Genomic DNA, 22,026 nt, shown 5'->3' with positions numbered 1-22,026 from the left:
GTGGGGGGTGGATGGTGGGGAACGGCGGGGGACCTGTGCAGCACAGCAGATGATGCGCGGGTGTTTGCGCAAAAACGCCGCCGCCGCGCGACCCCCAAGGGTTCGCGCGGCAGCGGCGTACCGTACGGCAGGCCTCAGACGTTGAAGCCGAGGGCGCGGAGCTGGTCGCGCCCGTCGGGGGTGATCTTGTCGGGGCCCCACGGCGGCATCCAGACCCAGTTGATGCGCAGGTCCTGCACCAGGCCGTCGGTGGCCGTCTTGGCCTGGTCCTCGATGACGTCGGTCAGCGGGCAGGCCGCCGAGGTGAGCGTCATGTCGATGGTGGCCACGTCGGACTCGTCGATGTGGATGCCGTAGATCAGGCCCAGGTTGACGACGTCGATGCCCAGTTCGGGGTCGACGACGTCCATCAGGGCCTCGGTCAGGTCCTCGACCGAGACGGTGCCGGCGGTGGTGCCGACGATGACGGTGCCGGTCTGCTCCTCCGCAGTGGAGGGGGTTTCGTCACTCATGGTCTTGTCCTCCTCTGCGGGTCAGTCGTTCACGGCGGGGTTCTTGGCGAGCGCCTGGGCGGTGGCGTCCTTCCAGGCCATCCAGCTGAGCAGGGCGCACTTGACCCGGGCCGGGTACTTGGAGACGCCGGCGAACGCGACCGCGTCCTCCAGCACCTCCTCGTCGCCCTCGCCCTGGCCCTTGCTCTGCATCAGCTCCAGGAAGGCCTCCTGGACGGCCTGCGCCTCGCCGACGGTCTTGCCGACCACCAGCTCGTTCAGCACCGAGGCGCTGGCCTGGCTGATCGAACAGCCCTGGGACTCGTACGAGACGTCGGTGACCTTGGCACCGTCGAGCTTCACCCGCAGGGTGATCTCGTCGCCACACGTCGGGTTGACGTGGTGCACCTCGGCGTCGCCGTCCCGCAGCCCCTTGCCCTTCGGGTTGCGGTAGTGGTCCAGGATGATGTCCTGGTACATCGAGTCGAGCTTCATGGTCGTCCTGCCCCGTCCCTCAGCCGAAGAAGTTCCGGACGTGGTGCAGGCCGTCGATCAGCGCGTCGACCTCGCCCGGCGTCGAGTACAGATAGAACGACGCCCGCGTGGTCGCCGGAATTCCGTACCGCAGGCACACCGGCCGCGCGCAGTGGTGGCCGACGCGCACGGCGATGCCCTGCTCGTCCAGCACCTGGCCCACGTCGTGCGGGTGGATGTCGCCGAGGGTGAAGGAGATCGCGGCGCCGCGGTCCACGGCCGTGCGCGGGCCGATGATCCGCAGGTCGGGGACCTCCAGCAGCCGCTCGACGGCGTACTCGGTGATCGCGTGCTCGTGCGCCGCGATCTTCTCCATGCCGATGCCCTGGAGGTAGTCGATGGCCGCGCCGAGTCCGACCGCCTGGGCGATCGGCGGGGTGCCGGCCTCGAACTTGTGGGGCGCCGGGGCGTAGGTGGACGAGCCCATGGTGACGGTCTCGATCATCTCGCCGCCGCCGAGGAACGGCGGAAGGTCCTCCAGCAGCTCCTGGCGGCCCCAGAGCACGCCGATGCCGGTCGGGGCCAGCATCTTGTGCCCGGTGAAGGCGACGAAGTCGGCTTCCAGCGCCTGCACGTCGAGCACCATGTGCGGCGCGGCCTGCGAGGCGTCGATGACGACCAGCGCGCCGACCGACTGGGCCTTGCGGACGATCGTCTCGACCGGGTTGACGGTGCCGAGCAGGTTGGAGACCAGGGTGAAGGAGACCACCTTGGTCTTCTCGGTGATCAGCTCGTCGATGTTCGACAGGTCGAGCCGGCCCTCGTCGGTCAGCCCGAACCACTTGAGCTTCGCACCGCTGCGCTGCGACAGCAGCTGCCACGGGACGATGTTGGAGTGGTGCTCCATCTCCGTGATGACGATCTCGGAGTCGGCGTCCACCCGGTACGGCTCGTCGGCCCAGGCCAGCATGTTGGCAACGAGGTTGAGCGACTCCGAGGCGTTCTTGGTGAAGATCACCTCGTTGCGGCTCGGCGCGTTGACGAACGCCGCGACCTTGTCCCGGGCGCCCTCGTACAGCGCCGTGGCCTCCTCGGCGAGCACGTGCACGCCGCGGTGGACGTTGGCGTTGTGCCGCTCGTAGTAGGCGTTCAGCGCCTCCAGCACCTGGCGCGGCTTCTGCGAGGTCGCCGCGTTGTCCAGGTAGACCAGCGGCTTGTCGTCGTGCAGCACCCGCTGGAGGACCGGGAAGTCCTTGCGGATCGCGTCGGTGTCGAGCAGTCCCGCGAACGGATGCGTCACTCGGACGCGCCCCCCTTCACATACGCCTCGTAGCCCTCGTTCTCCAGCTTGTCGGCGAGCTCGGCGCCGCCGGACTCGACGATGCGGCCGCCCGCGAAGACGTGGACGTAGTCGGGCTTGATGTACCGCAGGATGCGGGTGTAGTGGGTCACCAGCAGGGTGCCGACCTCGCCGGTCGAGCGGACCCGGTTGATGCCCTCGGAGACGATCCGCAGCGCGTCGACGTCCAGGCCGGAGTCGGTCTCGTCGAGGATCGCGATCTTCGGCTTGAGCAGCTCCAGCTGGAGGATCTCGTGGCGCTTCTTCTCGCCGCCGGAGAAGCCCTCGTTGACGTTGCGCTCGGCGAAGGCCGGGTCCATCTGGAGGGCGGCCATCGCCTCCTTGACCTCCTTCACCCACAGCCGCAGCTTGGGGGCCTCGCCGCGGACGGCGGTGGCGGCGGTGCGCAGGAAGTTGGAGACCGAGACGCCCGGGACCTCGACGGGGTACTGCATGGCCAGGAAGACGCCGGCCTTGGCGCGCTCGTCGACGGACATCTCCAGGACGTCCTCGCCGTCGAGCAGCACCGAGCCGCCGGTGACGGTGTACTTGGGGTGACCGGCCAGCGAGTAGGCGAGGGTGGACTTGCCCGAGCCGTTCGGACCCATGATGGCGTGGGTCTCGCCCTGCTTCACGGTCAGGTCCACGCCCTTCAGGATCTCGCGCGGGCCGTTCTCGGCGTCCACGGAGACGTGCAGGTCGCGGATTTCAAGGGTTGCCATGTGTACTCAGGACTCCTGGTTGACGGAGACGAGCACATCGTCCCCTTCGATCTTTACGGGGTAGACAGCGACCGGCTTGGTGGCGGGCAGGCCGGACGGCTTGCCGGTGCGCAGGTCGAAGCTGGAGCCGTGCAGCCAGCACTCGATCATGCAGTCCTCGACCTCGCCCTCGGAGAGCGAGACGTTCGCGTGCGAGCAGGTGTCGTTGATCGCGAACACCCCCTCGTCGGTGCGGACGACGGAGACCGGCACGCCGTTGAGGTCCACGCGCTTGGGAACGTCCTCCTGGAGGTCGTTCAGCGCGCAGGCACGGAGGAAGGTCATCGGGCTCAGACCGCCGATTCCAGCTCGGCGTCGATCTTCTCCATGAGCTGCTCCTGGACCTCGGCCACGCCGATCTGCTGGAGCAGCTCGGCGAAGAAGCCGCGCACCACCAGGCGGCGGGCCTCGTCGGCCGGGATGCCGCGGGCCTGCAGGTAGAACAGCTGCTCGTCGTCGAAGCGGCCGGTCGCCGAGGCGTGGCCGGCGCCGACGATCTCGCCGGTCTCGATCTCCAGGTTCGGGATCGAGTCGACCCGGGCGCCGTCGGTGAGCACCAGGTTCCGGTTGAGCTCGTAGGTGTCGGTGCCGAGCGCGGCGGCGCGGATCAGCACGTCGCCGACCCAGACCGCGTGGGCGTCCTGGCCCTGGAGCGCGCCCTTGTACGCCACGTTCGACCGGCAGTGCGGCGTGTCGTGGTCGACGACCAGGCGGTGCTCCAGGTGCTGGCCGGCGTCGGCGAAGTAGAGGCCGAACAGCTCGGCCTCGCCGCCGGGGCCGGCGTAGTTGACCCGCGGGTGCAGCCGGACCAGGTCGCCGCCGAAGGTGACGACCACGGACTTGTAGGAGGCGTCCCGGCCGACCAGCGCGTTGTGCTGGGCGACGTGGACGGCGTCGCGGTCCCAGTCCTGGACGGAGACGAAGGTGAGCTTGGCGCCCTCGCCGACCAGCAGCTCGACGTTGGCGGCCCGGGTCCCGGTGCCCGCGTGGTTGAGCACCACGACGGCCTCGGCGAACGGCTTGACGTCGATCACCACGTGGGCGAAGCGGACCCCGCCCTCGCCGCGCACGTCGATCCGGACCGGCTCGGCCAGCACCGACTCCTTGGGGACGGTGACGACCAGGGCCTGGTCGAAAGCGCTGAACGCCTGCGCGGCGACCCGGTCGACCGGCGTGCCGGCCTTGCCCAGGCGGGCGTCGTCCCGGCCGACGGTCTCGGCGGTGACGCCGTCCGGCAGCGTGAACTCGACCTTGTCCTCGCCGCGCTCGGCAGCGGCGGCGGTGCCGTCGTGCAGCCCGCCGAGGCGGTGCAGCGGGGTGAACCGCCAGTCCTCCTCGCGGCCGGTGGGCACCGGGAAGTCGTTCACGTCGAAGGACGGCTTGACCGCGACGCGCGCGTCGATCGGCTGCTGGACGGTGGCGCGGCCGGTGCCGGGGCCGGCGAGCTGCGCGCCCGCGCCGGCTGTGCCGACCTCGATCGAACCGGCGGTGGTGGAGCCGGTGGTGTTCTGCTCAGCCATGGCTGTTCGTAGTGCTCTCTTCCTCGGAAATGAGTGGACGGCGGCGGCCGGAGGTCAGCCGACCGCGCCCTCCATCTGCAGCTCGATCAGCCGGTTGAGCTCCAGCGCGTACTCCATCGGCAGCTCGCGCGCGATCGGCTCGACGAAGCCACGGACGATCATCGCCATCGCCTCGAACTCGGTCATGCCGCGGCTCATCAGGTAGAAGAGCTGGTCCTCGCTGACCTTGGAGACGGTCGCCTCGTGGCCCATGGACACGTCGTCCTCGCGGACGTCCACGTACGGGTAGGTGTCCGAGCGGGAGATGGTGTCCACCAGCAGCGCGTCGCACAGCACGTTGGACTTGGCGCCCTTGGAGCCCTCGCCGATCTCGATCAGACCGCGGTAGGAGGTCCGGCCGCCGCCGCGCGCCACCGACTTGGAGACGATGTTGGACGAGGTGTTCGGCGCCATGTGCACCATCTTGGCGCCGGCGTCCTGGTGCTGGCCCTCGCCCGCGAAGGCGATCGAGAGGGTCTCGCCCTTGGCGTGCTCGCCCATCAGGTAGACGGCCGGGTACTTCATGGTGACCTTGGAGCCGATGTTGCCGTCGACCCACTCCATGGTCGCGCCCTCGTACGCCACGGCACGCTTGGTGACCAGGTTGTAGACGTTGTTCGACCAGTTCTGGATGGTCGTGTAGCGGCAGCGGCCGCCCTTCTTGACGATGATCTCCACGACCGCCGAGTGCAGCGAGTCGGAGGAGTAGATCGGGGCGGTGCAGCCCTCGACGTAGTGGACGTAGGCGTCCTCGTCGACGATGATCAGCGTCCGCTCGAACTGGCCCATGTTCTCGGTGTTGATCCGGAAGTAGGCCTGCAGCGGGATGTCGACGTGCACGCCCTTCGGCACGTAGATGAACGAGCCGCCGGACCACACGGCGGTGTTCAGCGCGGCGAACTTGTTGTCGCCGGCCGGGATCACCGTGCCGAAGTACTCCTTGAAGATCTCCGGGTGCTCGCGCAGCGCGGTGTCGGTGTCCAGGAAGATGACGCCCTGCTCCTCCAGGTCCTCGCGGATCTGGTGGTAGACGACCTCGGACTCGTACTGGGCGGCGACGCCGGCGACCAGGCGCTGCTTCTCCGCCTCCGGGATGCCGAGCTTGTCGTAGGTCGCCTTGATGTCCGCCGGCAGGTCCTCCCAGGACTCGGCCTGCTTCTCGGTGGAGCGGACGAAGTACTTGATGTTGTCGAAGTCGATGCCGGTGAGGTCGGAGCCCCAGGTCGGCATGGGCTTCTTGCCGAACAGCTTCAGGCCCTTGAGCCGCAGGTTCAGCATCCACTCGGACTCGTTCTTCTTCGCCGAGATGTCGCGGACGACGTCCTCGCTGAGCCCGCGCTTGGCCGCGGCACCGGCGGTGTCCGGGTCGGCCCAGCCGTACTCGTAATTGCCGAGGCCTTCGAGCTCGGGGTGCGAAACGGTGTCAGTCATGCGAGCTTCCTAACGCGCGGACGCTGAATCTTCGGTGGACACGGAATTTTTCATGTACTGGCAGTCGGCATCGCATCGGAGCCGCGTCCCGCCGGGGGCTGGGCGGACGACGATGCGGCACCGGGTGCCGGCACATAGGTGGTGCAGACCCCGTCGCCGTGGGCGATCGTGGCCAGCCGTTGCACATGGGTGCCCAGGAGCTGGGAGAAGACCTCGGTCTCCGCCTCGCAGAGCTGCGGGAACTGCTCGGCGATGTGCGCGACCGGGCAGTGGTGCTGGCAGAGCTGGGCGCCCGCCGGGGCCTTGGCCGCGGCCGACGGGACACGCCGCACCGTGGCAGCGTACCCGTCCGCGCTGAGCGCCTGGGCCAGCGCCTCGGGGCGCTCTCCGGCGGCGGCCAGGCGCAGGGCCTCCAGGTACTTCTCGGCCTGCTTGCCGAACCGGGCGCGGGCGAAGGCGGCGACCGCCTCCTCGCCCGCCTTGCCGCCGCCCACCGAGTCCGCGATCCAGCGCAGCGCGTCGGCGGCGAGCTGGTCGTACGCCTGGTAGAAGGCGTCCCGGCCGGCGTCGGTGAGGGCGAAGACCTTGGCCGGACGGCCTCGGCCGCGGCTGCCGTAGACCCGCTGTTCGCGGGACTCGACCAGACCGGTGGCGACCAGGCCGTCGAGGTGGCGGCGGACGGCGGCGGCGGTGAGGCCGAGCCGGTTCGCCAGGTCGGCGGCGGAGGACGGGCCGTGGTCCAGGATCGACCGCGCGACCCGGTCCCGGGTGGCCCGGTGGCCCTCCAGCAGCACCTCGGCCGCCGTCACGGGCACGTCACAGGAGGAGGCCGACTCGGCCTCCCGCTGCTGGGCGTGCTCGCGCATGTTTTTCACAACACCAGTGTTGCGTAATTACTTCCGCCGGGACAAGCCGTGACCCAGGCCTCACCGGTGTCATCTGTCACGCAGGTTAGCCTTACCTGACCTGGGAAAACGATCACCGAGCCGCCGTCCGGCCGGCGCGTCAGGCCCTCTTACACTCGCCGGTATGCACTCCGAACCCGCGGTCCAGATCGCCGGGCTGGTCAAACGCTACGACGACAAGCTCGCGGTGGACGGCCTCGACCTCACCATCCCGGCCGGCGCGATCACCGCCGTCCTCGGCCCCAACGGCGCCGGCAAGACCACCACCATCGAGACCTGCGAGGGGTACCGCCGTCCGGACGGCGGCACCGTCCGCGTCCTCGGCCTCGACCCGGTCACCCAGGGCGCCGCGCTCCGGCCCCGGATCGGCGTCATGTTGCAGTCCGGCGGCGTGTACGCGGGCGCGCGCGCCGTCGAGATGCTGCGGCACACCGCCAAGCTGCACGCCCACCCGCTGGACGTGGACGCCCTGGTCGAACGCCTCGGCCTCGGCTCCTGCGGCCGCACCACCTACCGCCGGCTGTCCGGCGGCCAGCAGCAGCGGCTCGCCCTGGCGATGGCCGTGGTCGGCCGCCCCGAGCTGGTCTTCCTGGACGAGCCCACCGCGGGCCTCGACCCGCAGGCCCGCCGGGCCACCTGGGAGCTGGTGCGCGACCTGCGCCGGGACGGCGTCACCGTGGTCGTCACCACCCACCACATGGACGAGGCCGAGCAGCTCGCCGACCGGGTCGCCATCGTCGACCGCGGCAAGGTGATCGCCGACGGCACCACCGAGGAGCTGTGCCGCGGCGGCGCCGAGGGCGCGCTGCACTTCGACGGCCCGCCCGGCCTCGACCTCGGCCCGCTGCTCAAGGAGCTGCCCGAGGGCGCCACCGCCACCGAGACCGCCCCCGGCAACTACCGCGTCGAGGCGCCCGTCGACCCGCAACTGGTGGCCGCCGTCACCGGCTGGTGCGCGGCCTCCGGCATCCTGCCCGAACGGCTGTCCGTCCAGCGCCGCAGCCTGGAGGACGTCTTCCTCGACCTGACCGGACGGGAGCTCCGCTCATGAGCGAACGCAGTGAGGCAACCATGAGCGCCGCCACGACGGACTACTCCCCCAAGCCGGGCCCCGCGCCCGTCGGCCGGATGCTGCTCGCCCAGACCGCGTTCGAGACCCGGATGCTGCTGCGCAACGGCGAGCAGCTGCTGCTCACCGTGGTCATCCCGACCGTGCTGCTGGTGCTGTTCTCCGCCGTGGACATCGTCGCGGTCGAGGGCCCCGGCAAGCGGGTCGACTTCCTGGCCCCCGGCCTGCTCGCGCTGGCCGTGATGTCCACCGCCTTCACCGGCCAGGCCATCGCCACCGGCTTCGAGCGCCGCTACGGCGTGCTGAAGCGGCTCGGCGCCAGCCCGCTGCCGCGCTGGGCGCTGCTGACCGCCAAGACCGGCTGCGTCCTGGTGACGGAGGCGCTGCAGGTCGCGCTGCTGTCGGTGATCGCCCTGGCCCTCGGCTGGTCCCCGCACGGCAACCCGCTGACGGTCGCCGCGCTGCTGGTCCTCGGCACCGCCGCCTTCTCCGGGCTCGGCCTGCTGATGGCCGGCACCCTGAAGGCCGAGGCCACCCTGGCCGGCGCCAACCTGGTGTTCATCCTGCTACTGCTCGCCGGCGGGGTGATCGTGCCGCTGGGCAGGTTCCCCGACGCGGTGCGCCCGGTGCTGGAGCTGCTGCCGATCTCGGCGCTCTCGGACGGCCTGCGGTCGGTGCTCCAGGCCGGCGCCGGGGTGCCGTGGGCGGACCTCGGCATCCTGGCCGGCTGGTCGGTGCTCGGCCTGGCCGCGGCCGCCCGCTTCTTCCGCTGGGAGTGACCGGCGGCGGCAACGCACAACGCCCCCCGGCCACTTGGCGGCCGGGGGGCGTTGCCGTTGTCGACTGACCGGGCGTCAGCTCTCGCTGCCGCCACGGCGCTTGCGGGCGAGCAGCACGAGCGCGCCGCCGACCAGCAGCACGCCGCCGCCGGCCGCCGCGATCATCGGGGTCGCGTCGCTGCTACCGGTCTGGGCGAGCGCCGGCGCGCTGGCGGAGGGCGACGGGGTCGGGGTCTTGCTCGGGGTGTGGGTCACCGACGGGGTCGGGGTGGCCGGGGGCGTCGTGACCGGCGGCGGGGTGCTCGGGGTCACGGTCGGCGTCGGGGTGGGAGTCGGGGTCGGGGTCTTGGTGGGGGTCGGGGTCGGAGTCGGCGTGTGGCACGGCTCGATGGTCTTGGTCTCGTTGATGTTCCAGCCCTTCTCGTTCGGGTTCTCCGTGGTGGTGACCACCAGGTTCGCCTTGATCGGGGCATCGTGGTCCTTCACCGGGAAGGAGCCGTGGAACTCCGCGGGGAAGGCCTTGGCGTCCAGGACCTTCTCGCCGTCGATGGTGAGGCTGACGGTGTTCTTCACGTCGGCCTTGGGGCTGTAGTTGATCAGATCGATCACGATCTTGTCGCAGGTCACCGACCAACTCGGCACGTGCGCCGAGGCATTGGTGGCCAGTGCCAGAGGCAGGAGAAAACCGGCCGCAGCCGTGCCGGCGAGTGCCGTCGCGCCGATCGCGAAGTGCCGCTGCTGTCGCGCCATTACTTTGTTCCCCTCCGAACGGTCGTGCGCAGCAGGCGTGTTGAGTGGTACGCGGTGGCCCGCTACGACTGTCCGGGGGACTCTACCGGCACTCCCGCACCCCGCCACACCCCGCCACACCCCGCCGCACGACCGGATATCGACTGTCCGTCCGTCTTCCGATGTGCTTGGGCCAGCCCATCACAGCCGTCACCTCGCAGAACGCGGATTCGGCAAACCTGAATGGACTTCGCCACTTCAGGGAAGAACGGAGCCCCCGGTGATCAGGTTCAATCACCGAGGGCTCCGATTCGGTCAGCCGACGAACGCCGGGCCATTCCGGCCTTTCCGTCGTTTCCGACCTTTCCGTTCTTTCCGACACTCCCGTGCCTCCGACGCGCCCGCCTTTCCGGCGTTCCCGTCCGGATCGCGGGCTCAGCCGGTTCAGGCCTTCCGGGCCGCCTTGCGCCGGGCGGCCACCACGATCGCGCCGCCGGCCGCGAGCACGACCGCGCCGCCGATCGCCAGCGGCAGCACCGGACCGGAACCGGTGTGCGCCAGGTTGCCCCCGGCGTCCGGCTGGGCGGACGGGCTGCCCGAGGCCGTCGGAGCGGCCGTCGAGCCGCCGGCCGACGGGCTGCCGCTCGCGCCGGGCTTGCCGCTCGTCGACGCGGACGGGCCGCCCGAGGGGCTCGCCGAACCGCTCGGGGCGGTCGACGCGCTCGGCGTGGCCGACGGCGAGCCGCTCGGCACGGTCGGCGGGACGGTCGGCGGCACCGTCGGGGTGCCGGACGGCGTCGGGACGGTGGTGCCCGGCAGGCAGCCGGCGAAGGGGTAGTGGTGCGTCTCGGCGCCGCCCTTGCCGGTCAGCGAGGCGGCGATCACCGAGCCGTTGACCGGGCCGCCGCTGCCGAGGTCGAAGGCGGCGTTCGGCGCGAGCACGGTGCCGGCCCAGGCGGCCTGGCTGTTCTTGACCACCTTGGTGGCGGTCGGGAAGTTCCAGAGCAGCCTGGACCGGATCGCCCCGCCCGCGGCGCTCTGGAGCTTGTCGTCCAGCACGAAGGCCTTCTTGCCCTCGTCCCACAGGTGGAAGCCGGTGGTCCCGGCCGCCGCCATGTCGTACGAGCCGCCGGTGACGTTGACCACCGTCACCGAACCGGCCGGCACCTTGAGGTAGACGTCCTTGGCGCCCTGCAGCTTCGCCGCGTCGACGGTGAAGCTGTTGTACTTCGCGTCGCCGCCGGTGAGCGTCAGCTTGCCGCCCTCGGCCTGGACGGTGGCGCCGGCGGTCTGCGGGACGGCGGCCAGCGAGGTGGCGGCGGCCCGCAGCTTGGCGAACTCGGCCTTGAAGTCGATCGGCGAGGGGCCCTGGTTGACGGTGCCGGCGTGGGCCTGGGCCACCGCGCCGTCGGCCTTGGAGCCGAAGACGCCGTTGCCCTTCATCACCTGGGTGTTGTGGCCGGTGAGCTTGCCGGCCACGACCAGGGCGTTCTTGCCCGGCAGCGCGTCGACCTGGGCCTGGGTGAGCTCCTGGCCGACCGAGAAGCCGCCGGTGAAGTCGGCGTTGCCGCCGACCGCGACCGCGCCCTCGGCGTCGGGGGTGTGGGTGTCGTCGCCCTCGATGAACTCGCCGTAGAGGTTGGCGACCCCGAGGCTGCGGCACTCCTGGTCGGTGCCGACGGCCTGGGCGGCCGGCGCGACGAGCCCGGCCAGTGCGAGCGAGCCGCCTACCGCGAGCGCGGCGGCGGAAATGGGTATGCGCATGTGCAGGTCTCCGCTTGCGTGCGGGCGTAGATGGGGGGAGGGGTCCTCAAAAAGGTATGGACCAATCCGCACTCTTTCGGCCAAACGGGTGATTGGTCAAGACCAATAACCTCCTTGACCGAACCACCCCGGTTTGTCCGCGTGTCGCACCCCAGCGTGTCGCCGCCCGCCGGCTCCGCCGCCTCCCGCCGCACCACCCGCGCCACACCGCCGCGCGGCCCGTGCCCCGCCCCAAGATCGCCTGTAAGGCCGCCTACGATTGACCGCGTGCCTAATCCCTTCTCCCTGCTCGCCGAGCGCTGGCAGCCATCCGCCGAGATGGTCCGGCGTGCCACGTTCGCCGCGCTGGTGATGAGCGTGGTGATCGTCGTCACCGGCGGCGCCGTCCGCCTCACCGCCTCCGGCCTCGGCTGTACGACCTGGCCCCGGTGCACCGACGAGAGCCTGACGCCCACCGCCGAGATGGGCTTCCACGGCATCGTCGAGTTCACCAACCGGATGCTCACCTACGTGCTGAGCGCCGCCGTCGGCTGGGCCATCCTGGCCGCCCGCTGCCACCGGCCCTGGCGGCACAGCATGACCCGGCTCGGCTGGGCCCAGTTCTGGCTGGTGATGAGCAACGCCGTGCTCGGCGGCATCACCGTGCTGACCGGCCTCAACCCGTACACCGTGGCGCTGCACATGATCGCCGCGATGGCCCTGGTCTGGGTCGCGCTGCTGATGTGGGAGCGGTCCAAGGAGGGCGACGGCCCGCCGACGCTCGTGGTGCCCCGCCCGGTCCACCAGCTGTCCTACGTCCTGGTCACCGTGATCGGCCTGCTCGTCGCGGCCGGCACCCTGGTGACCGGCGCCGGCCACCACCCCGGCACGCCCAAGGACAACAAGATCGTCCCGCGCATCCCGATCGACTACGACCGCCTCGCCCAGTTCCACGCCGACTTCGCGTTCGTGTCCGTGGGCCTGGCCATCGCGGTGATCTTCGTCCTCGCCGCCGTGAAGGCCCCCCAGGCGGCCAGGTCCCGCACCAAGGAGCTGCTGGCCGTCCTCCTCCTCCAGGGCGTCCTGGGCTTCATCCAGTACTTCACCGACGCCCCCGAGCTGATGGTCGGCCTCCACATGCTCCTCGCGGCACTGACCTGGATCGCCGCCCTGCGCGTCCCCCTCGCCCTGCGCACCCGCGGCGCCGAGGCGGTCACCGACCAGCTCCCCGCCCAGACCCCGCAGCCCGCCTCGGTCTGACCGCGCACACGCCGACGGCCCGGCTCCCCCGCGTGGGGGAACCGGGCCGTTCGTCGTACCGGGACGCGGTCAGATCTGGATGCCGGCCATCCGCTTCCACTCGTACGCGCCGGTCTTGACCTTGAGGCCCAGCTCGCCCTCGAAGTCGTCGTGCAGGGTCAGCCCGGCCAGCTCGGCGGCGCGCTTGCCCACGGCGTAGCTGGGGGCGACCTGGTCGCCCCAGGCGCCGTCCGCGCCGACGACCACGATGCGGGTGGCCACGGAGCCGACGTACTCGACGACGGCGTCGCCGCCCCCGTGCTCGCGGGCGAAGCTGGTGAGGTGCTTGGCGATGCGCTTGGCGCGGCGCTCGGTGCGGGCGTCCGGCGCGGCGGTGGCGGTCTCTGCGCTGCTCATGCCCCGCATGCTACCCACCGGTAGCGCCGCTGGCGACGGGAGCGCCCTGTGCACCGGGCCACATACTGGAGGGGTGACCTTCTCCGGCTGGCCGGCCGAGGCGCTCGACTTCTACGAGCACCTGGAAGCCGACAACTCCAAGACCTTCTGGCAGGCCCACAAGGACGTCTACGACGGCGTCGTCCGGGCCCCGATGGAGCTGCTGCTCGCCGAACTGGAGCCGGAGTTCGGGCCGGGGAAGATCTTCCGGCCCAACCGCGACGTCCGGTTCAGCGCCGACAAGTCCCCGTACAAGACCCACATCGGCGCCCATCTGGAGAGCGGCGGCTACATCCAGCTCTCCGCCGACGGTCTGGCCTGCGGCAACGGCCTCTACCAGCTCGCCCCCGACCAGCTGGAGCGCTACCGCGCCGCCGTCGCGGAGGACGTCACCGGTGCGGAGCTGGAGCGGGTGATCGCCCGGGTGGAGCAGCAGGGCCCGCTGGTCGTGGGCCGGGACTCCCTCAAGTCGGCCCCGCGCGGCTACCCCAAGGACCACCCCCGGATCGGGCTGCTGCGCCACAAGGGCCTGGTGGCCTGGCAGGAGTGGGAGCCCGCGAAGTGGCTGGGCACCCGCGCCGCCCACACCCGGATCGCCGGCTTCCTGCACGCCTCCCAGCCGCTGCGGGACTGGCTGGACGGCCACGTCGGCCCCTCCGAGCTGCCCGCCCGCTGAGAACGCGAAGAGCCCCGGTCCGCCTGGACCGGGGCTCTTCGCGTAAGCCTCTGCTTCGTAAGCCTCTACTTCACGAACGGGTCGATCGCGCAGACCACCATCAGCAGCGACAGGTAGGTGATCGACCAGTGGAACAGCCGCATCTCCTTGAGCTTCGCGCCCACGATCCCGGCCTTGGCCCGCCCGTACAGCGCGTGCGCCTCGCGCAGCCAGGCCCCGCCCAGCAGCACCGCGGCGACCGGGTACAGCCAGCTCATGTGGCCCAGCGGCCAGACCGCCAGCGAGACCGCCACCATCACCCAGGAGTAGGCGACGACCTGCTTGCCGACCGCCACGTTGCCCTTGACGACCGGCAGCATCGGCACGCCGGCCCGCTCGTAGTCGTCGCGGACCTTCATCGACAGCACCCAGGTGTGCGGCGGCGTCCAGAAGAACACGACCAGGAACAGCATCACCGCGGCCCAGGACACCGAGTTGGTCACCGAGGACCAGCCGATCAGGACGGGCATGCAGCCGGCGATGCCGCCCCAGACGATGTTCTGCGAGGTGCGCCGCTTGAGCCCGAGCGTGTAGACGAACACGTAGAACAGCAGCGCGCCGAGCGCCAGCCAGGCCGACAGCCAGTTGACCCCGAAGCCCAGCAGCAGGGTGGAGACGACGGCGAGGACGATGCCGAACACCAGCGCCTCGCGCGGCGACACCATCCCGGTGACGATCGGACGCCGCTCGGTGCGCGACATGACCGCGTCGATGTCGCGGTCGATGTACATGTTGAGGGCGTTGGCGCCGCCGGCCGAGAGGTAGCCGCCGACAACGACCTTCAGCACCAACAGCATGTTCGGCACGCCCTGCTGGGCCAGGAACATCACCGGCACGGTGCTCATCAGCAGCAGCTCGATGATCCGCGGCTTGGTCAATGCGACGAACGCGCCGACACGGGCCCCGAACGGCCGGTGCGCAGGAGTCGCCCCGGTGACCCCGGCGGGACGGGTTTCGACGGCGGTCACTAACACCCCAACTGAAGATGAATCTTCGCAGGCGTCCACAGGAACGAAGGGTCCCGAATCGTCCGCTCTGCGCGTACCACGACACCATAGACGTTCCATATATCCCATCCGGCTCCGGGGTCCCCCGGCGAGGCGGAACGCACACCCCCGGGTGAACCGCCCGGGCGGGGCCGTCGAGCGCCTCCGCCGGGTCCGCTAGCCCGTCCTGACCACCGGAGCGGCGCGACGGCGCGAACCGGGAGAGTCTGGGACAAATCCATCCGCACCGCTCCAGTGGGAATCTGCATGCGGAATTGCCGGTTGTCCCAGCACGGAGGGTGAGCCGCACCCCGGACGGTAGGCTCGCGGACAGAAGCGGGATCTACCCTCCGTGACCGGCACCCCCCAGCGTCGGGACCACAGCGCCGTGGCCGACCCGGTCCCCATTCACGGGGTCACTCTTCACAATGGAAGGAGCCCTGAGACAGGGTGAGCACTGCGCCGACGAACGCATTCGAGTGGACCGATCTGGATGAGCGCACCGTTGACACGGCGCGCGTCCTGGCCATGGACGCTGTCCAGAAGGTCGGTAACGGACACCCCGGGACGGCCATGTCGCTGGCCCCGGCCGCGTACCTGATCTTCCAGCGGTTCCTGCGCCACGACCCGACCGACCCGTCCTGGGTCGGACGTGACCGCTTCGTCCTCTCCCCCGGCCACACCAGCCTGACGCTCTACACCCAGCTCTACCTCGCCGGCTACGGCCTGGAGCTGGACGACCTGAAGGCCTTCCGCGTCGCGGGCAGCCGTACCCCCGGCCACCCCGAGCACGGCCACACCGCGGGTGTGGAGACCACCACCGGCCCGCTGGGCCAGGGCATCGCCAACGCGGTCGGCATGGCGATGGCCGCCCGCTACGAGCGCGGCCTGTTCGACCCGGAGGCCCCGGCCGGCGAGTCCCCCTTCGACCACACGATCTGGGCGATCGTCTCCGACGGCGACCTGGAGGAGGGCATCTCCGCCGAGGCCTCGTCGCTGGCGGGCCACCAGAAGCTGGGCAACCTGGTCGCCGTCTACGACGACAACCACATCTCGATCGAGGGCGACACCGAGACCGCCTTCTCCGAGGACGTCCTCAAGCGCTACGAGGCGTACGGCTGGCACGTCCAGCGCGTCACCCCGAAGTCCAACGGCGACATCGACGTGGCCGCCCTGGCCGAGGCGCTGGCCGCGGCCAAGGCCGAGACCTCCCGCCCGTCGATGATCGCGATGCGGACGATCATCGCCTGGCCGGCCCCGGACGCCCAGAACACCGCCAAGGCCCACGGCTCCGCGCTCGGCGCCGCCGAGATCGCCGCCACCAAGAAGGTCCTGGGCTTCGACCCGGAGAAGACCTTCGAGGTCAGCGACCAGGTCATCGGGCACGCCCGCCAGGTCATCAAGCGCGGCAAGGCCGCCCGCGACCAGTGGCAGCAGGGCTTCGAGGCCTGGCGCGCCGCCAACCCGCACCGCGCGGCCGAGTTCGACCGCATCGAGGCCGGCGAGCTGCCCGAGGGCTGGAAGAAGGCCGTCCCGTCCTTCCCGGCCGGCAAGGACGTCGCCACCCGCAAGGCCTCCGGCGACACCCTCAAGGCGATCGGCGCGGTGATCCCGGAGCTGTGGGGCGGCTCGGCCGACCTCGCCGAGTCCAACCTCACCACCATCGACGAGGACAGCTCCTTCCTGCCCGAGGGCAACCCGCTGAAGTCGGCGAGCCCGTACGGCCGGACGATCCACTTCGGCATCCGCGAGCACGCCATGGGCTCGACCATGAACGGCATCGCCCTGCACGGGAAGACCCGGGTCTACGGCGGCACCTTCCTGGTCTTCGCCGACTACATGCGCCCGGCCGTCCGCCTGGCCGCGCTGATGAAGCTGCCGGTCACCTACGTGTGGACGCACGACTCGATCGGCCTCGGCGAGGACGGCCCGACCCACCAGCCGGTCGAGCACATGGCCTCGCTGCGCGCCATCCCGGGCCTGGCCATGGTCCGCCCGGCCGACGCCAACGAGACCGCCGTCGCCTGGCGCACCATCGTCGAGCGCCACACCAGCCACCCCGGCCCGGTCGGCCTGGCGCTGACCCGCCAGGGCGTCCCGACCTTCGACCGCGAGGTCTTCGGCTCCGCCGAGGGCACCGCGAAGGGCGGCTACATCCTGGCCGAGGCCTCCACCGGCGACCCGCAGGTGATCCTGCTCGGCACCGGCTCCGAGGTCCAGCTGGCCGTCCAGGCCCGCGAGGCGCTGGAGGCCGAGGGCATCGCCACCCGGGTGGTCTCGCTGCCGTCCTTCGAGTGGTTCCAGGAGCAGGACCAGGCCTACCGCGACAGCGTGCTGCCGCCGTCGGTCAAGGCCCGCGTCTCGGTCGAGGCCGGCATCGCCCAGGGCTGGCGCGAGCTGGTCGGCGACCACGGCCGGATCGTCTCGCTGGAGCACTTCGGCGCCTCCGCCGACTACAAGGTGCTGTTCGAGGAGTTCGGCATCACCACCGAGCGCGTGGTGGCCGAGGCCCACAACGCCCTGCGCTCCCTCGAGGCCGTCAACCGCTAGCGGCCCCCGGGCCGCGTGCCCGCCCGCACGCGGGCACGCGACCCCCTCCCGACCACCCCACGAAGCAAGAACAAGGGACTGAAGCACCATGACTGACGCACTGAAGCGCCTCAGCGACGAAGGCGTTGCGATCTGGCTGGACGACCTCAGCCGCAAGCGGCTGAACTCCGGCAACCTGGCCGAACTGGTGCAGAACAAGCACGTGGTGGGCGTGACCACCAACCCGACCATCTTCCAGAAGGCCATCGCCGGCTCCGGCGACGACTCCTACGACGGCCAGCTGCGCGACCTCGCCGTCCGCAAGGTCACCACCGACGAGGCGATCCGCATGATCACCACCTCGGACGTGCGCGACGCGGCCGACGTGCTGCGCCCGGTCTACGACGCCTCCAACGGCCGCGACGGCCGGGTCTCCATCGAGGTCGACCCGCGCCTGGCGCACGAGACCGCCACCACCGTGGCCGAGGCCAAGCAGCTGTGGTGGCTGGTCGACCGCCCGAACGTCTTCATCAAGATCCCCGCCACCAAGGCCGGCCTGCCCGCGATCGCCGAGGTCATCGGCAAGGGCATCAGCGTCAACGTCACGCTGATCTTCTCGCTGGAGCGCTACAAGGCCGTCATCGACGCCTACCTGACCGGCCTGGAGACCGCCAAGGCCAAGGGCCTGGACCTCTCCCAGATCGAGTCGGTCGCCTCCTTCTTCGTCTCCCGCGTGGACACCGAGATCGACAAGCGCCTGGACAAGATCGGCGGCGAGGCGAAGGACCTGCGCTCCAAGGCCGCACTGGCCAACGCCCGCCTCGCCTACCAGGCGTACGAGGAGGTCTTCGGCAGCGTCGACGGCAAGACCGCCGGCAGCGCCCGCTGGGCCGCCCTGGAGGCCGCCGGCGCCAAGCCGCAGCGCCCGCTGTGGGCCTCCACCGGCGTCAAGGACCCGGCCCTGCCGGACACCCTGTACGTCACCGAGCTGGTCGCCCCCGGCACCGTCAACACGATGCCCGAGGCCACCCTGGAGGCCACCGGCGACCACGGCGTGGTCACCGGCAACACGATCGTCCCCAACTACGCCGACGCCAAGGCCGTGCTGGACGCGATCGCCGCCGCCGGCGTGGACTACGACGACGTCGTCCAGCTCCTGGAGGACGAGGGCGTCGAGAAGTTCGAGCAGTCCTGGAACGAGCTGCTCGACACCGTCACCGCCTCGCTCGCCTCCTTCGCCGACGAGAAGTGACCCCTGCTCACAGCCAGCGCACGAAAGCGGAGCCCATCAAGTGAGCACTGATTTCCCCGAGTTGACTCCGGAATCGGACGCGGACGACCTCCCGCCCGCCCCCGTCAACCCGCTTCGTGACCCCTCCGACCGACGGCTCCCGCGCATCGCGGGGCCGTCCGGTCTGGTCATCTTCGGGGTCACCGGCGACCTGTCCCGCAAGAAGCTGATGCCGGCCATCTACGACCTGGCCAACCGCGGTCTGCTTCCGCCGGGCTTCTCCCTCGTCGGCTTCGCCCGCCGCGAGTGGGACGACGAGGACTTCGCCAAGGAGGTCCACGACGCCGTCCGGGACCACGCCCGCACCCCGTTCCGGGAGGAGGTCTGGCAGCAGCTCGCCAAGGGCATGCGGTTCGTCCACGGAACCTTCGACGACGACGAGGCCTTCGACAAGCTGCGCGAGACCATCGAGGAGCTGGACAAGGCCCAGGGCACCGGCGGCAACTTCGCCTTCTACCTGTCCGTCCCGCCGAAGTTCTTCCCGACGGTCGTCCAGCAGCTCAAGAAGCACGGCCTGGCCGACCCGCCGCAGGGCTCCTGGCGCCGCGCGGTCATCGAGAAGCCCTTCGGCCACGACCTGGAGAGCGCTCAGGAGCTCAACAAGGTCGTCCACGAGGTCTTCCCCCGGGACGAGGTCTTCCGGATCGACCACTACCTGGGCAAGGAGACGGTCCAGAACATCCTGGCGCTGCGCTTCGCCAACCAGATGTTCGAGCCGATCTGGAACCGGTCGTACGTCGACCACGTGCAGATCACCATGGCCGAGGACATCGGCATCGGCGGCCGGGCCGGCTACTACGACGGCATCGGCTCCGCCCGTGACGTGATCCAGAACCACCTGCTCCAGCTGATGGCGCTCACCGCCATCGAGGAGCCCGCCTCCTTCCACCCGAAGGCGCTGGTGGCCGAGAAGCTCAAGGTGCTCAGCGCCGTCAAGCTCCCGGCCGACCTCGGCCGGCACACCGTGCGCGGCCAGTACGCGGCCGGCTGGCAGGGCGGCGAGGAGGTCGTCGGCTACCTGGACGAGGACGGCATCGACCCCGACTCCAAGACCGACACCTACGCGGCCATCAAGCTGGAGATCAACAACCGCCGCTGGGCGGGCGTCCCGTTCTACCTGCGCACCGGCAAGCGCCTGGGCCGCCGGGTCACCGAGATCGCGGTCGTCTTCCAGCGCGCCCCGTACCTGCCCTTCGACTCCTACGCGACCGAGGAGCTGGGGCAGAACGCCCTGGTCATCCGGGTCCAGCCGGACGAGGGCGTGACGGTGCGGTTCGGCTCCAAGGTGCCGGGCACCTCCTTCGAGGTGCGGGACGTCACGATGGACTTCGCCTACGGCGAGTCCTTCACCGAGTCCAGCCCGGAGGCGTACGAGCGGCTCATCCTCGACGTGCTGCTCGGCGACGCCAACCTGTTCCCGCGCCACCAGGAGGTCGAGCTCTCCTGGCAGATCCTCGACCCGATCGAGAAGTACTGGGACACCCACGGCAAGCCCGCCCAGTACGCGGCGGGGACCTGGGGTCCCGTCGAGGCGGACGAGATGCTCGCACGAGACGGCAGGAGCTGGCGCCGGCCATGAAGATCGACCTCACCAACACGACGTCCAGCAAGATCAACGCCGCGCTGATGGAGGCGCGCCGGGCCCGCGGCTCAGGCGCCGCCGGCATGGTGCTCACCCTGGTGATCGTGACCGACGAGGGCAGCGCCTACGACGCCCTCAAGGCCGCCAACGACGCCTCCCGCGAGCACCCGATGCGCACCCTCGCGGTGATCAAGCGCGCCGGGCGCTCGCCCCGGGCCCGCGCCGAGACCCGGCTGGACGCCGAGATCCTGGTCGGCTCCGACGCCGGCTCCGGCGAGACGGTCGTCCTGCGGATGCACGGCGAACTCGCCGCGCACGCCCAGTCGGTGGTCCTGCCGCTGCTGCTGCCGGACGCCCCGACCGTCGTCTGGTGGCCGGACAACGCTCCGCACCACCCGGCGCAGGACCCGCTGGGCTCGATCGCCCAGCGCCGGATCACCGACGCCGTCACCGCCGAGTCCCCGGTCGGCCAGCTCGCCCAGCGCGCGCAGAGCTACACCCCGGGCGACACCGACCTGGCCTGGACCCGGGTCACCGGCTGGCGCTCGATGCTGGCCGCCGCGCTGGACCAGCGGCCGTCCACGATCGTCTCCGCGGTGGTCGAGGGCGAGTCCTACAACCCCAGCGTCGAGCTGCTCGGCCTCTGGCTGACCAACCGGCTCCAGGTGCCCGTCGAGCGGGTCGTCACCAACGGCCCCGGCATCACCGCGGTGCACCTGCGCACCAAGGACGGGGACATCACCCTGGACCGCCCGGACGGCCTGCTGGGCACGCTCTCCATGCCCGGCTCGCCGGACCGCCAGGTGGCGCTCAAGCGGCGCGAGACCTCGGAGCTGATCGCCGAGGAGCTGCGCCGCCTGGACCCGGACGACATCTACGCGACGGCCGTGCGCACGCCCGTCGACCGGCTGCACGAGCCGTCCAACGCCGAGACCGCGGCGGCCGAGCAGGTCGCCCGCGAGGTCGCGGAGGAGGCCGTCGAGGAGGCCGCCGAGGCGGCCGTGGCCAACCCCGAGCGGGTGACCGCCGGGACGGCGGAGAAGAAGCCCGCCCGCAAGGCCGCCGGCAAGCGCACCGGCAAGGACGGCGCATGACCAACGCGACCCCGCAGCTGGTCGTCCACCGGGACAAGGAGCTGATGGCCCAGGCGGCCGCGGCCCGGCTGATCACCCGGATCGTGGACGCCCAGGCCGCCCGCGGCAGCGCCTCGGTGGTGCTCACCGGCGGGCGCAACGGCAACGCCCTGCTGGCCGCTATCGCCGCCTCCCCGGCGCGCGACGCGGTCGACTGGGGCCGGCTGGACCTCTGGTGGGGCGACGAGCGCTTCCTGCCCGCCGCCGACCCGGAGCGCAACGCCGTCCAGGCCCGCGCCGAGCTGCTGGACGCCGTCCCGCTCGACCCGGCGCGGGTGCACGAGATGCCCGCCTCGGACGGAGTGGACGGCTCGGACGTGGAGGCCGCCGCCGCCCGCTACGCCGAGGAGCTGGCGAAGGCGGCCGGGCCGGGCGACCGGCTCGGCGTCCCGGCCTTCGACGTGCTGCTGCTCGGTGTCGGCCCGGACACCCACGTCGCCTCGCTCTTCCCCGAGCACCCGGGCGTCCGGGAGACCGAGCTGACCGTGGTCGGCGTGCGCGGGGCCCCCAAGCCCCCGCCGACCCGGGTCTCGCTCACCCTCCCGGCGATCCGCACCGCCCGCGAGGTCTGGCTGCTGGCCGCCGGCGAGGACAAGGCGGGCGCGGTCGCGCTGGCCCTGTCCGGCCCCGGCGAACTCCAGGCGCCCGCCTCCGGCGCGTACGGCCGCAGCCGCACCCTGTGGCTGCTGGACCGCGCCGCCGCGGAGCGGATCCCGCCGCAGCTCTACCCGCCGGCCTCGGCCTGACCGGATCCGGCAACGCCGAAGGGCGCCACCGTCACCGACGGGGGCGCCCTTCGCGCTGTTCTGTCCGGA

The 22,026-nt window shown here is 71.2% G+C and carries 21 protein-coding genes; 9 read left to right on the top strand and 12 right to left on the bottom strand.

Annotation, left to right across the window (positions count from 1 at the left end; all coding sequences use genetic code 11):
• Positions 1–134: 134 nt before the first annotated feature.
• The 8 genes from ACFCY1_RS02625 to ACFCY1_RS02590 are packed head-to-tail and all read right to left on the bottom strand — an operon-like array spanning position 135 to position 6,930.
• Positions 135–512 carry a metal-sulfur cluster assembly factor gene (locus ACFCY1_RS02625; RefSeq protein WP_079271946.1) on the bottom strand — a complete coding sequence of 126 codons (378 nt, stop codon included), beginning with the start codon at positions 510–512 and terminating at the stop codon, positions 135–137.
• 21 nt (positions 513–533) lie between these two features.
• A complete protein-coding gene (gene sufU / locus ACFCY1_RS02620) occupies positions 534–986 on the bottom strand; it encodes a Fe-S cluster assembly sulfur transfer protein SufU (protein ID WP_049650585.1) in 453 nt (150 codons plus the stop codon).
• A 19-nt stretch (positions 987–1,005) separates the two neighbouring features.
• Entirely contained in the window at positions 1,006–2,265 is a 1,260-nt protein-coding gene (locus ACFCY1_RS02615) for a cysteine desulfurase (RefSeq protein WP_049650586.1), read from the bottom strand.
• Positions 2,262–3,026 (bottom strand): Fe-S cluster assembly ATPase SufC, encoded by a 765-nt coding sequence (sufC, locus tag ACFCY1_RS02610; RefSeq protein ID WP_049650587.1) that lies wholly within the window; start codon positions 3,024–3,026, stop codon positions 2,262–2,264. The genes ACFCY1_RS02615 and sufC overlap by 4 nt, the downstream gene beginning before the upstream one ends.
• A gap of 6 nt (positions 3,027–3,032) precedes the next feature.
• On the bottom strand, positions 3,033–3,350 hold the full coding sequence (locus tag ACFCY1_RS02605; RefSeq protein WP_049650588.1) for a bifunctional 3-phenylpropionate/cinnamic acid dioxygenase ferredoxin subunit: 318 nt from the start codon (positions 3,348–3,350) through the stop codon (positions 3,033–3,035).
• Positions 3,351–3,355: 5 nt separating this feature from the next.
• On the bottom strand, positions 3,356–4,585 hold the full coding sequence (gene sufD, locus ACFCY1_RS02600; protein WP_375873243.1) for a Fe-S cluster assembly protein SufD: 1,230 nt from the start codon (positions 4,583–4,585) through the stop codon (positions 3,356–3,358).
• Positions 4,586–4,639: 54 nt separating this feature from the next.
• Complete coding sequence (gene sufB, locus ACFCY1_RS02595; RefSeq protein WP_049650590.1) at positions 4,640–6,055, bottom strand: Fe-S cluster assembly protein SufB; 1,416 nt, start codon at positions 6,053–6,055, stop codon at positions 4,640–4,642.
• Positions 6,056–6,105: 50 nt separating this feature from the next.
• Positions 6,106–6,930: a metalloregulator ArsR/SmtB family transcription factor gene (locus ACFCY1_RS02590; RefSeq protein WP_259316761.1), complete on the bottom strand. Its 825-nt coding sequence runs from the start codon at positions 6,928–6,930 to the stop codon at positions 6,106–6,108.
• Positions 6,931–7,084: 154 nt separating this feature from the next.
• Here ACFCY1_RS02590 and ACFCY1_RS02585 point away from each other — a divergent pair, with 154 nt between their 5' ends.
• On the top strand, positions 7,085–8,011 hold the full coding sequence (locus tag ACFCY1_RS02585) for an ABC transporter ATP-binding protein (RefSeq protein WP_049650591.1): 927 nt from the start codon (positions 7,085–7,087) through the stop codon (positions 8,009–8,011).
• A 20-nt stretch (positions 8,012–8,031) separates the two neighbouring features.
• A complete protein-coding gene (locus ACFCY1_RS02580; protein ID WP_074001670.1) occupies positions 8,032–8,808 on the top strand; it encodes an ABC transporter permease in 777 nt (258 codons plus the stop codon).
• Between the two features lie 75 nt (positions 8,809–8,883).
• Here the strand turns inward: ACFCY1_RS02580 and ACFCY1_RS02575 are convergent, their stop codons facing one another.
• A complete protein-coding gene (locus tag ACFCY1_RS02575; RefSeq protein ID WP_181970706.1) occupies positions 8,884–9,558 on the bottom strand; it encodes an LAETG motif-containing sortase-dependent surface protein in 675 nt (224 codons plus the stop codon).
• Positions 9,559–9,981: 423 nt separating this feature from the next.
• Complete coding sequence (locus ACFCY1_RS02570; RefSeq protein WP_375873242.1) at positions 9,982–11,301, bottom strand: choice-of-anchor A family protein; 1,320 nt, start codon at positions 11,299–11,301, stop codon at positions 9,982–9,984.
• Between the two features lie 258 nt (positions 11,302–11,559).
• Between ACFCY1_RS02570 and ACFCY1_RS02565 the strand changes: the two genes are divergently transcribed.
• Entirely contained in the window at positions 11,560–12,540 is a 981-nt protein-coding gene (locus ACFCY1_RS02565) for a heme A synthase (protein ID WP_074002120.1), read from the top strand.
• Between the two features lie 69 nt (positions 12,541–12,609).
• Here the strand turns inward: ACFCY1_RS02565 and ACFCY1_RS02560 are convergent, their stop codons facing one another.
• Positions 12,610–12,936, bottom strand: a complete 327-nt coding sequence (locus tag ACFCY1_RS02560; RefSeq protein ID WP_053111946.1) for a hypothetical protein — start codon at positions 12,934–12,936, stop codon at positions 12,610–12,612.
• A gap of 73 nt (positions 12,937–13,009) precedes the next feature.
• On the opposite strand from ACFCY1_RS02560, the gene ACFCY1_RS02555 reads away from it, so the two are divergent.
• Positions 13,010–13,651 (top strand): DUF2461 domain-containing protein, encoded by a 642-nt coding sequence (locus tag ACFCY1_RS02555; protein WP_049649621.1) that lies wholly within the window; start codon positions 13,010–13,012, stop codon positions 13,649–13,651.
• A gap of 65 nt (positions 13,652–13,716) precedes the next feature.
• On the opposite strand, the gene ACFCY1_RS02550 is transcribed toward ACFCY1_RS02555, so the two are convergent.
• Positions 13,717–14,664 carry a heme o synthase gene (locus ACFCY1_RS02550; RefSeq protein WP_074001672.1) on the bottom strand — a complete coding sequence of 316 codons (948 nt, stop codon included), beginning with the start codon at positions 14,662–14,664 and terminating at the stop codon, positions 13,717–13,719.
• A 462-nt stretch (positions 14,665–15,126) separates the two neighbouring features.
• Here ACFCY1_RS02550 and tkt point away from each other — a divergent pair, with 462 nt between their 5' ends.
• The 5 genes from tkt to pgl all read left to right on the top strand — a co-directional run bounded on the left by tkt (position 15,127) and on the right by pgl (position 21,957).
• A complete protein-coding gene (tkt, locus tag ACFCY1_RS02545; RefSeq protein ID WP_375873241.1) occupies positions 15,127–17,226 on the top strand; it encodes a transketolase in 2,100 nt (699 codons plus the stop codon).
• A gap of 88 nt (positions 17,227–17,314) precedes the next feature.
• On the top strand, positions 17,315–18,457 hold the full coding sequence (gene tal, locus ACFCY1_RS02540) for a transaldolase (protein WP_074001674.1): 1,143 nt from the start codon (positions 17,315–17,317) through the stop codon (positions 18,455–18,457).
• Between the two features lie 61 nt (positions 18,458–18,518).
• Entirely contained in the window at positions 18,519–20,075 is a 1,557-nt protein-coding gene (gene zwf / locus ACFCY1_RS02535) for a glucose-6-phosphate dehydrogenase (RefSeq protein ID WP_049649618.1), read from the top strand.
• Positions 20,072–21,172 (top strand): glucose-6-phosphate dehydrogenase assembly protein OpcA, encoded by a 1,101-nt coding sequence (opcA, locus tag ACFCY1_RS02530; protein ID WP_117489956.1) that lies wholly within the window; start codon positions 20,072–20,074, stop codon positions 21,170–21,172. Before zwf ends, opcA begins: the two co-directional genes overlap by 4 nt.
• A complete protein-coding gene (pgl, locus tag ACFCY1_RS02525; protein WP_049649616.1) occupies positions 21,169–21,957 on the top strand; it encodes a 6-phosphogluconolactonase in 789 nt (262 codons plus the stop codon). The genes opcA and pgl overlap by 4 nt, the downstream gene beginning before the upstream one ends.
• The last annotated feature ends 69 nt before the right edge of the window (positions 21,958–22,026 follow it).

It is taken from the genome of Kitasatospora sp. NPDC056273 (genome assembly GCF_042268845.1).
GTDB lineage: Bacteria > Actinomycetota > Actinomycetes > Streptomycetales > Streptomycetaceae > Kitasatospora.
The sequence above is the reverse complement of the archived record's forward strand: the minus strand, read 5'-3'. Positions and strand labels throughout refer to the sequence as shown.

Excerpts from the sequence above, each read along its gene's own strand:
- pgl (WP_049649616.1), top strand. The coding sequence starts at position 21,169 with ATGACCAACGCGACCCCGCAGCTGGTCGTCCACCGGGACAAGGAGCTG.
- ACFCY1_RS02605 (WP_049650588.1), bottom strand. The coding sequence starts at position 3,350 with ATGACCTTCCTCCGTGCCTGCGCGCTGAACGACCTCCAGGAGGACGTT.
- ACFCY1_RS02560 (WP_053111946.1), bottom strand. The coding sequence starts at position 12,936 with ATGAGCAGCGCAGAGACCGCCACCGCCGCGCCGGACGCCCGCACCGAG.
- sufB (WP_049650590.1), bottom strand. The coding sequence starts at position 6,055 with ATGACTGACACCGTTTCGCACCCCGAGCTCGAAGGCCTCGGCAATTAC.
- sufU (WP_049650585.1), bottom strand. The coding sequence starts at position 986 with ATGAAGCTCGACTCGATGTACCAGGACATCATCCTGGACCACTACCGC.
- ACFCY1_RS02580 (WP_074001670.1), top strand. The coding sequence starts at position 8,032 with ATGAGCGCCGCCACGACGGACTACTCCCCCAAGCCGGGCCCCGCGCCC.
- ACFCY1_RS02585 (WP_049650591.1), top strand. The coding sequence starts at position 7,085 with ATGCACTCCGAACCCGCGGTCCAGATCGCCGGGCTGGTCAAACGCTAC.
- ACFCY1_RS02625 (WP_079271946.1), bottom strand. The coding sequence starts at position 512 with ATGAGTGACGAAACCCCCTCCACTGCGGAGGAGCAGACCGGCACCGTC.
- opcA (WP_117489956.1), top strand. The coding sequence starts at position 20,072 with ATGAAGATCGACCTCACCAACACGACGTCCAGCAAGATCAACGCCGCG.
- ACFCY1_RS02575 (WP_181970706.1), bottom strand. The coding sequence starts at position 9,558 with ATGGCGCGACAGCAGCGGCACTTCGCGATCGGCGCGACGGCACTCGCC.
- ACFCY1_RS02570 (WP_375873242.1), bottom strand. The coding sequence starts at position 11,301 with ATGCGCATACCCATTTCCGCCGCCGCGCTCGCGGTAGGCGGCTCGCTC.
- sufD (WP_375873243.1), bottom strand. The coding sequence starts at position 4,585 with ATGGCTGAGCAGAACACCACCGGCTCCACCACCGCCGGTTCGATCGAG.
- sufC (WP_049650587.1), bottom strand. The coding sequence starts at position 3,026 with ATGGCAACCCTTGAAATCCGCGACCTGCACGTCTCCGTGGACGCCGAG.
- tal (WP_074001674.1), top strand. The coding sequence starts at position 17,315 with ATGACTGACGCACTGAAGCGCCTCAGCGACGAAGGCGTTGCGATCTGG.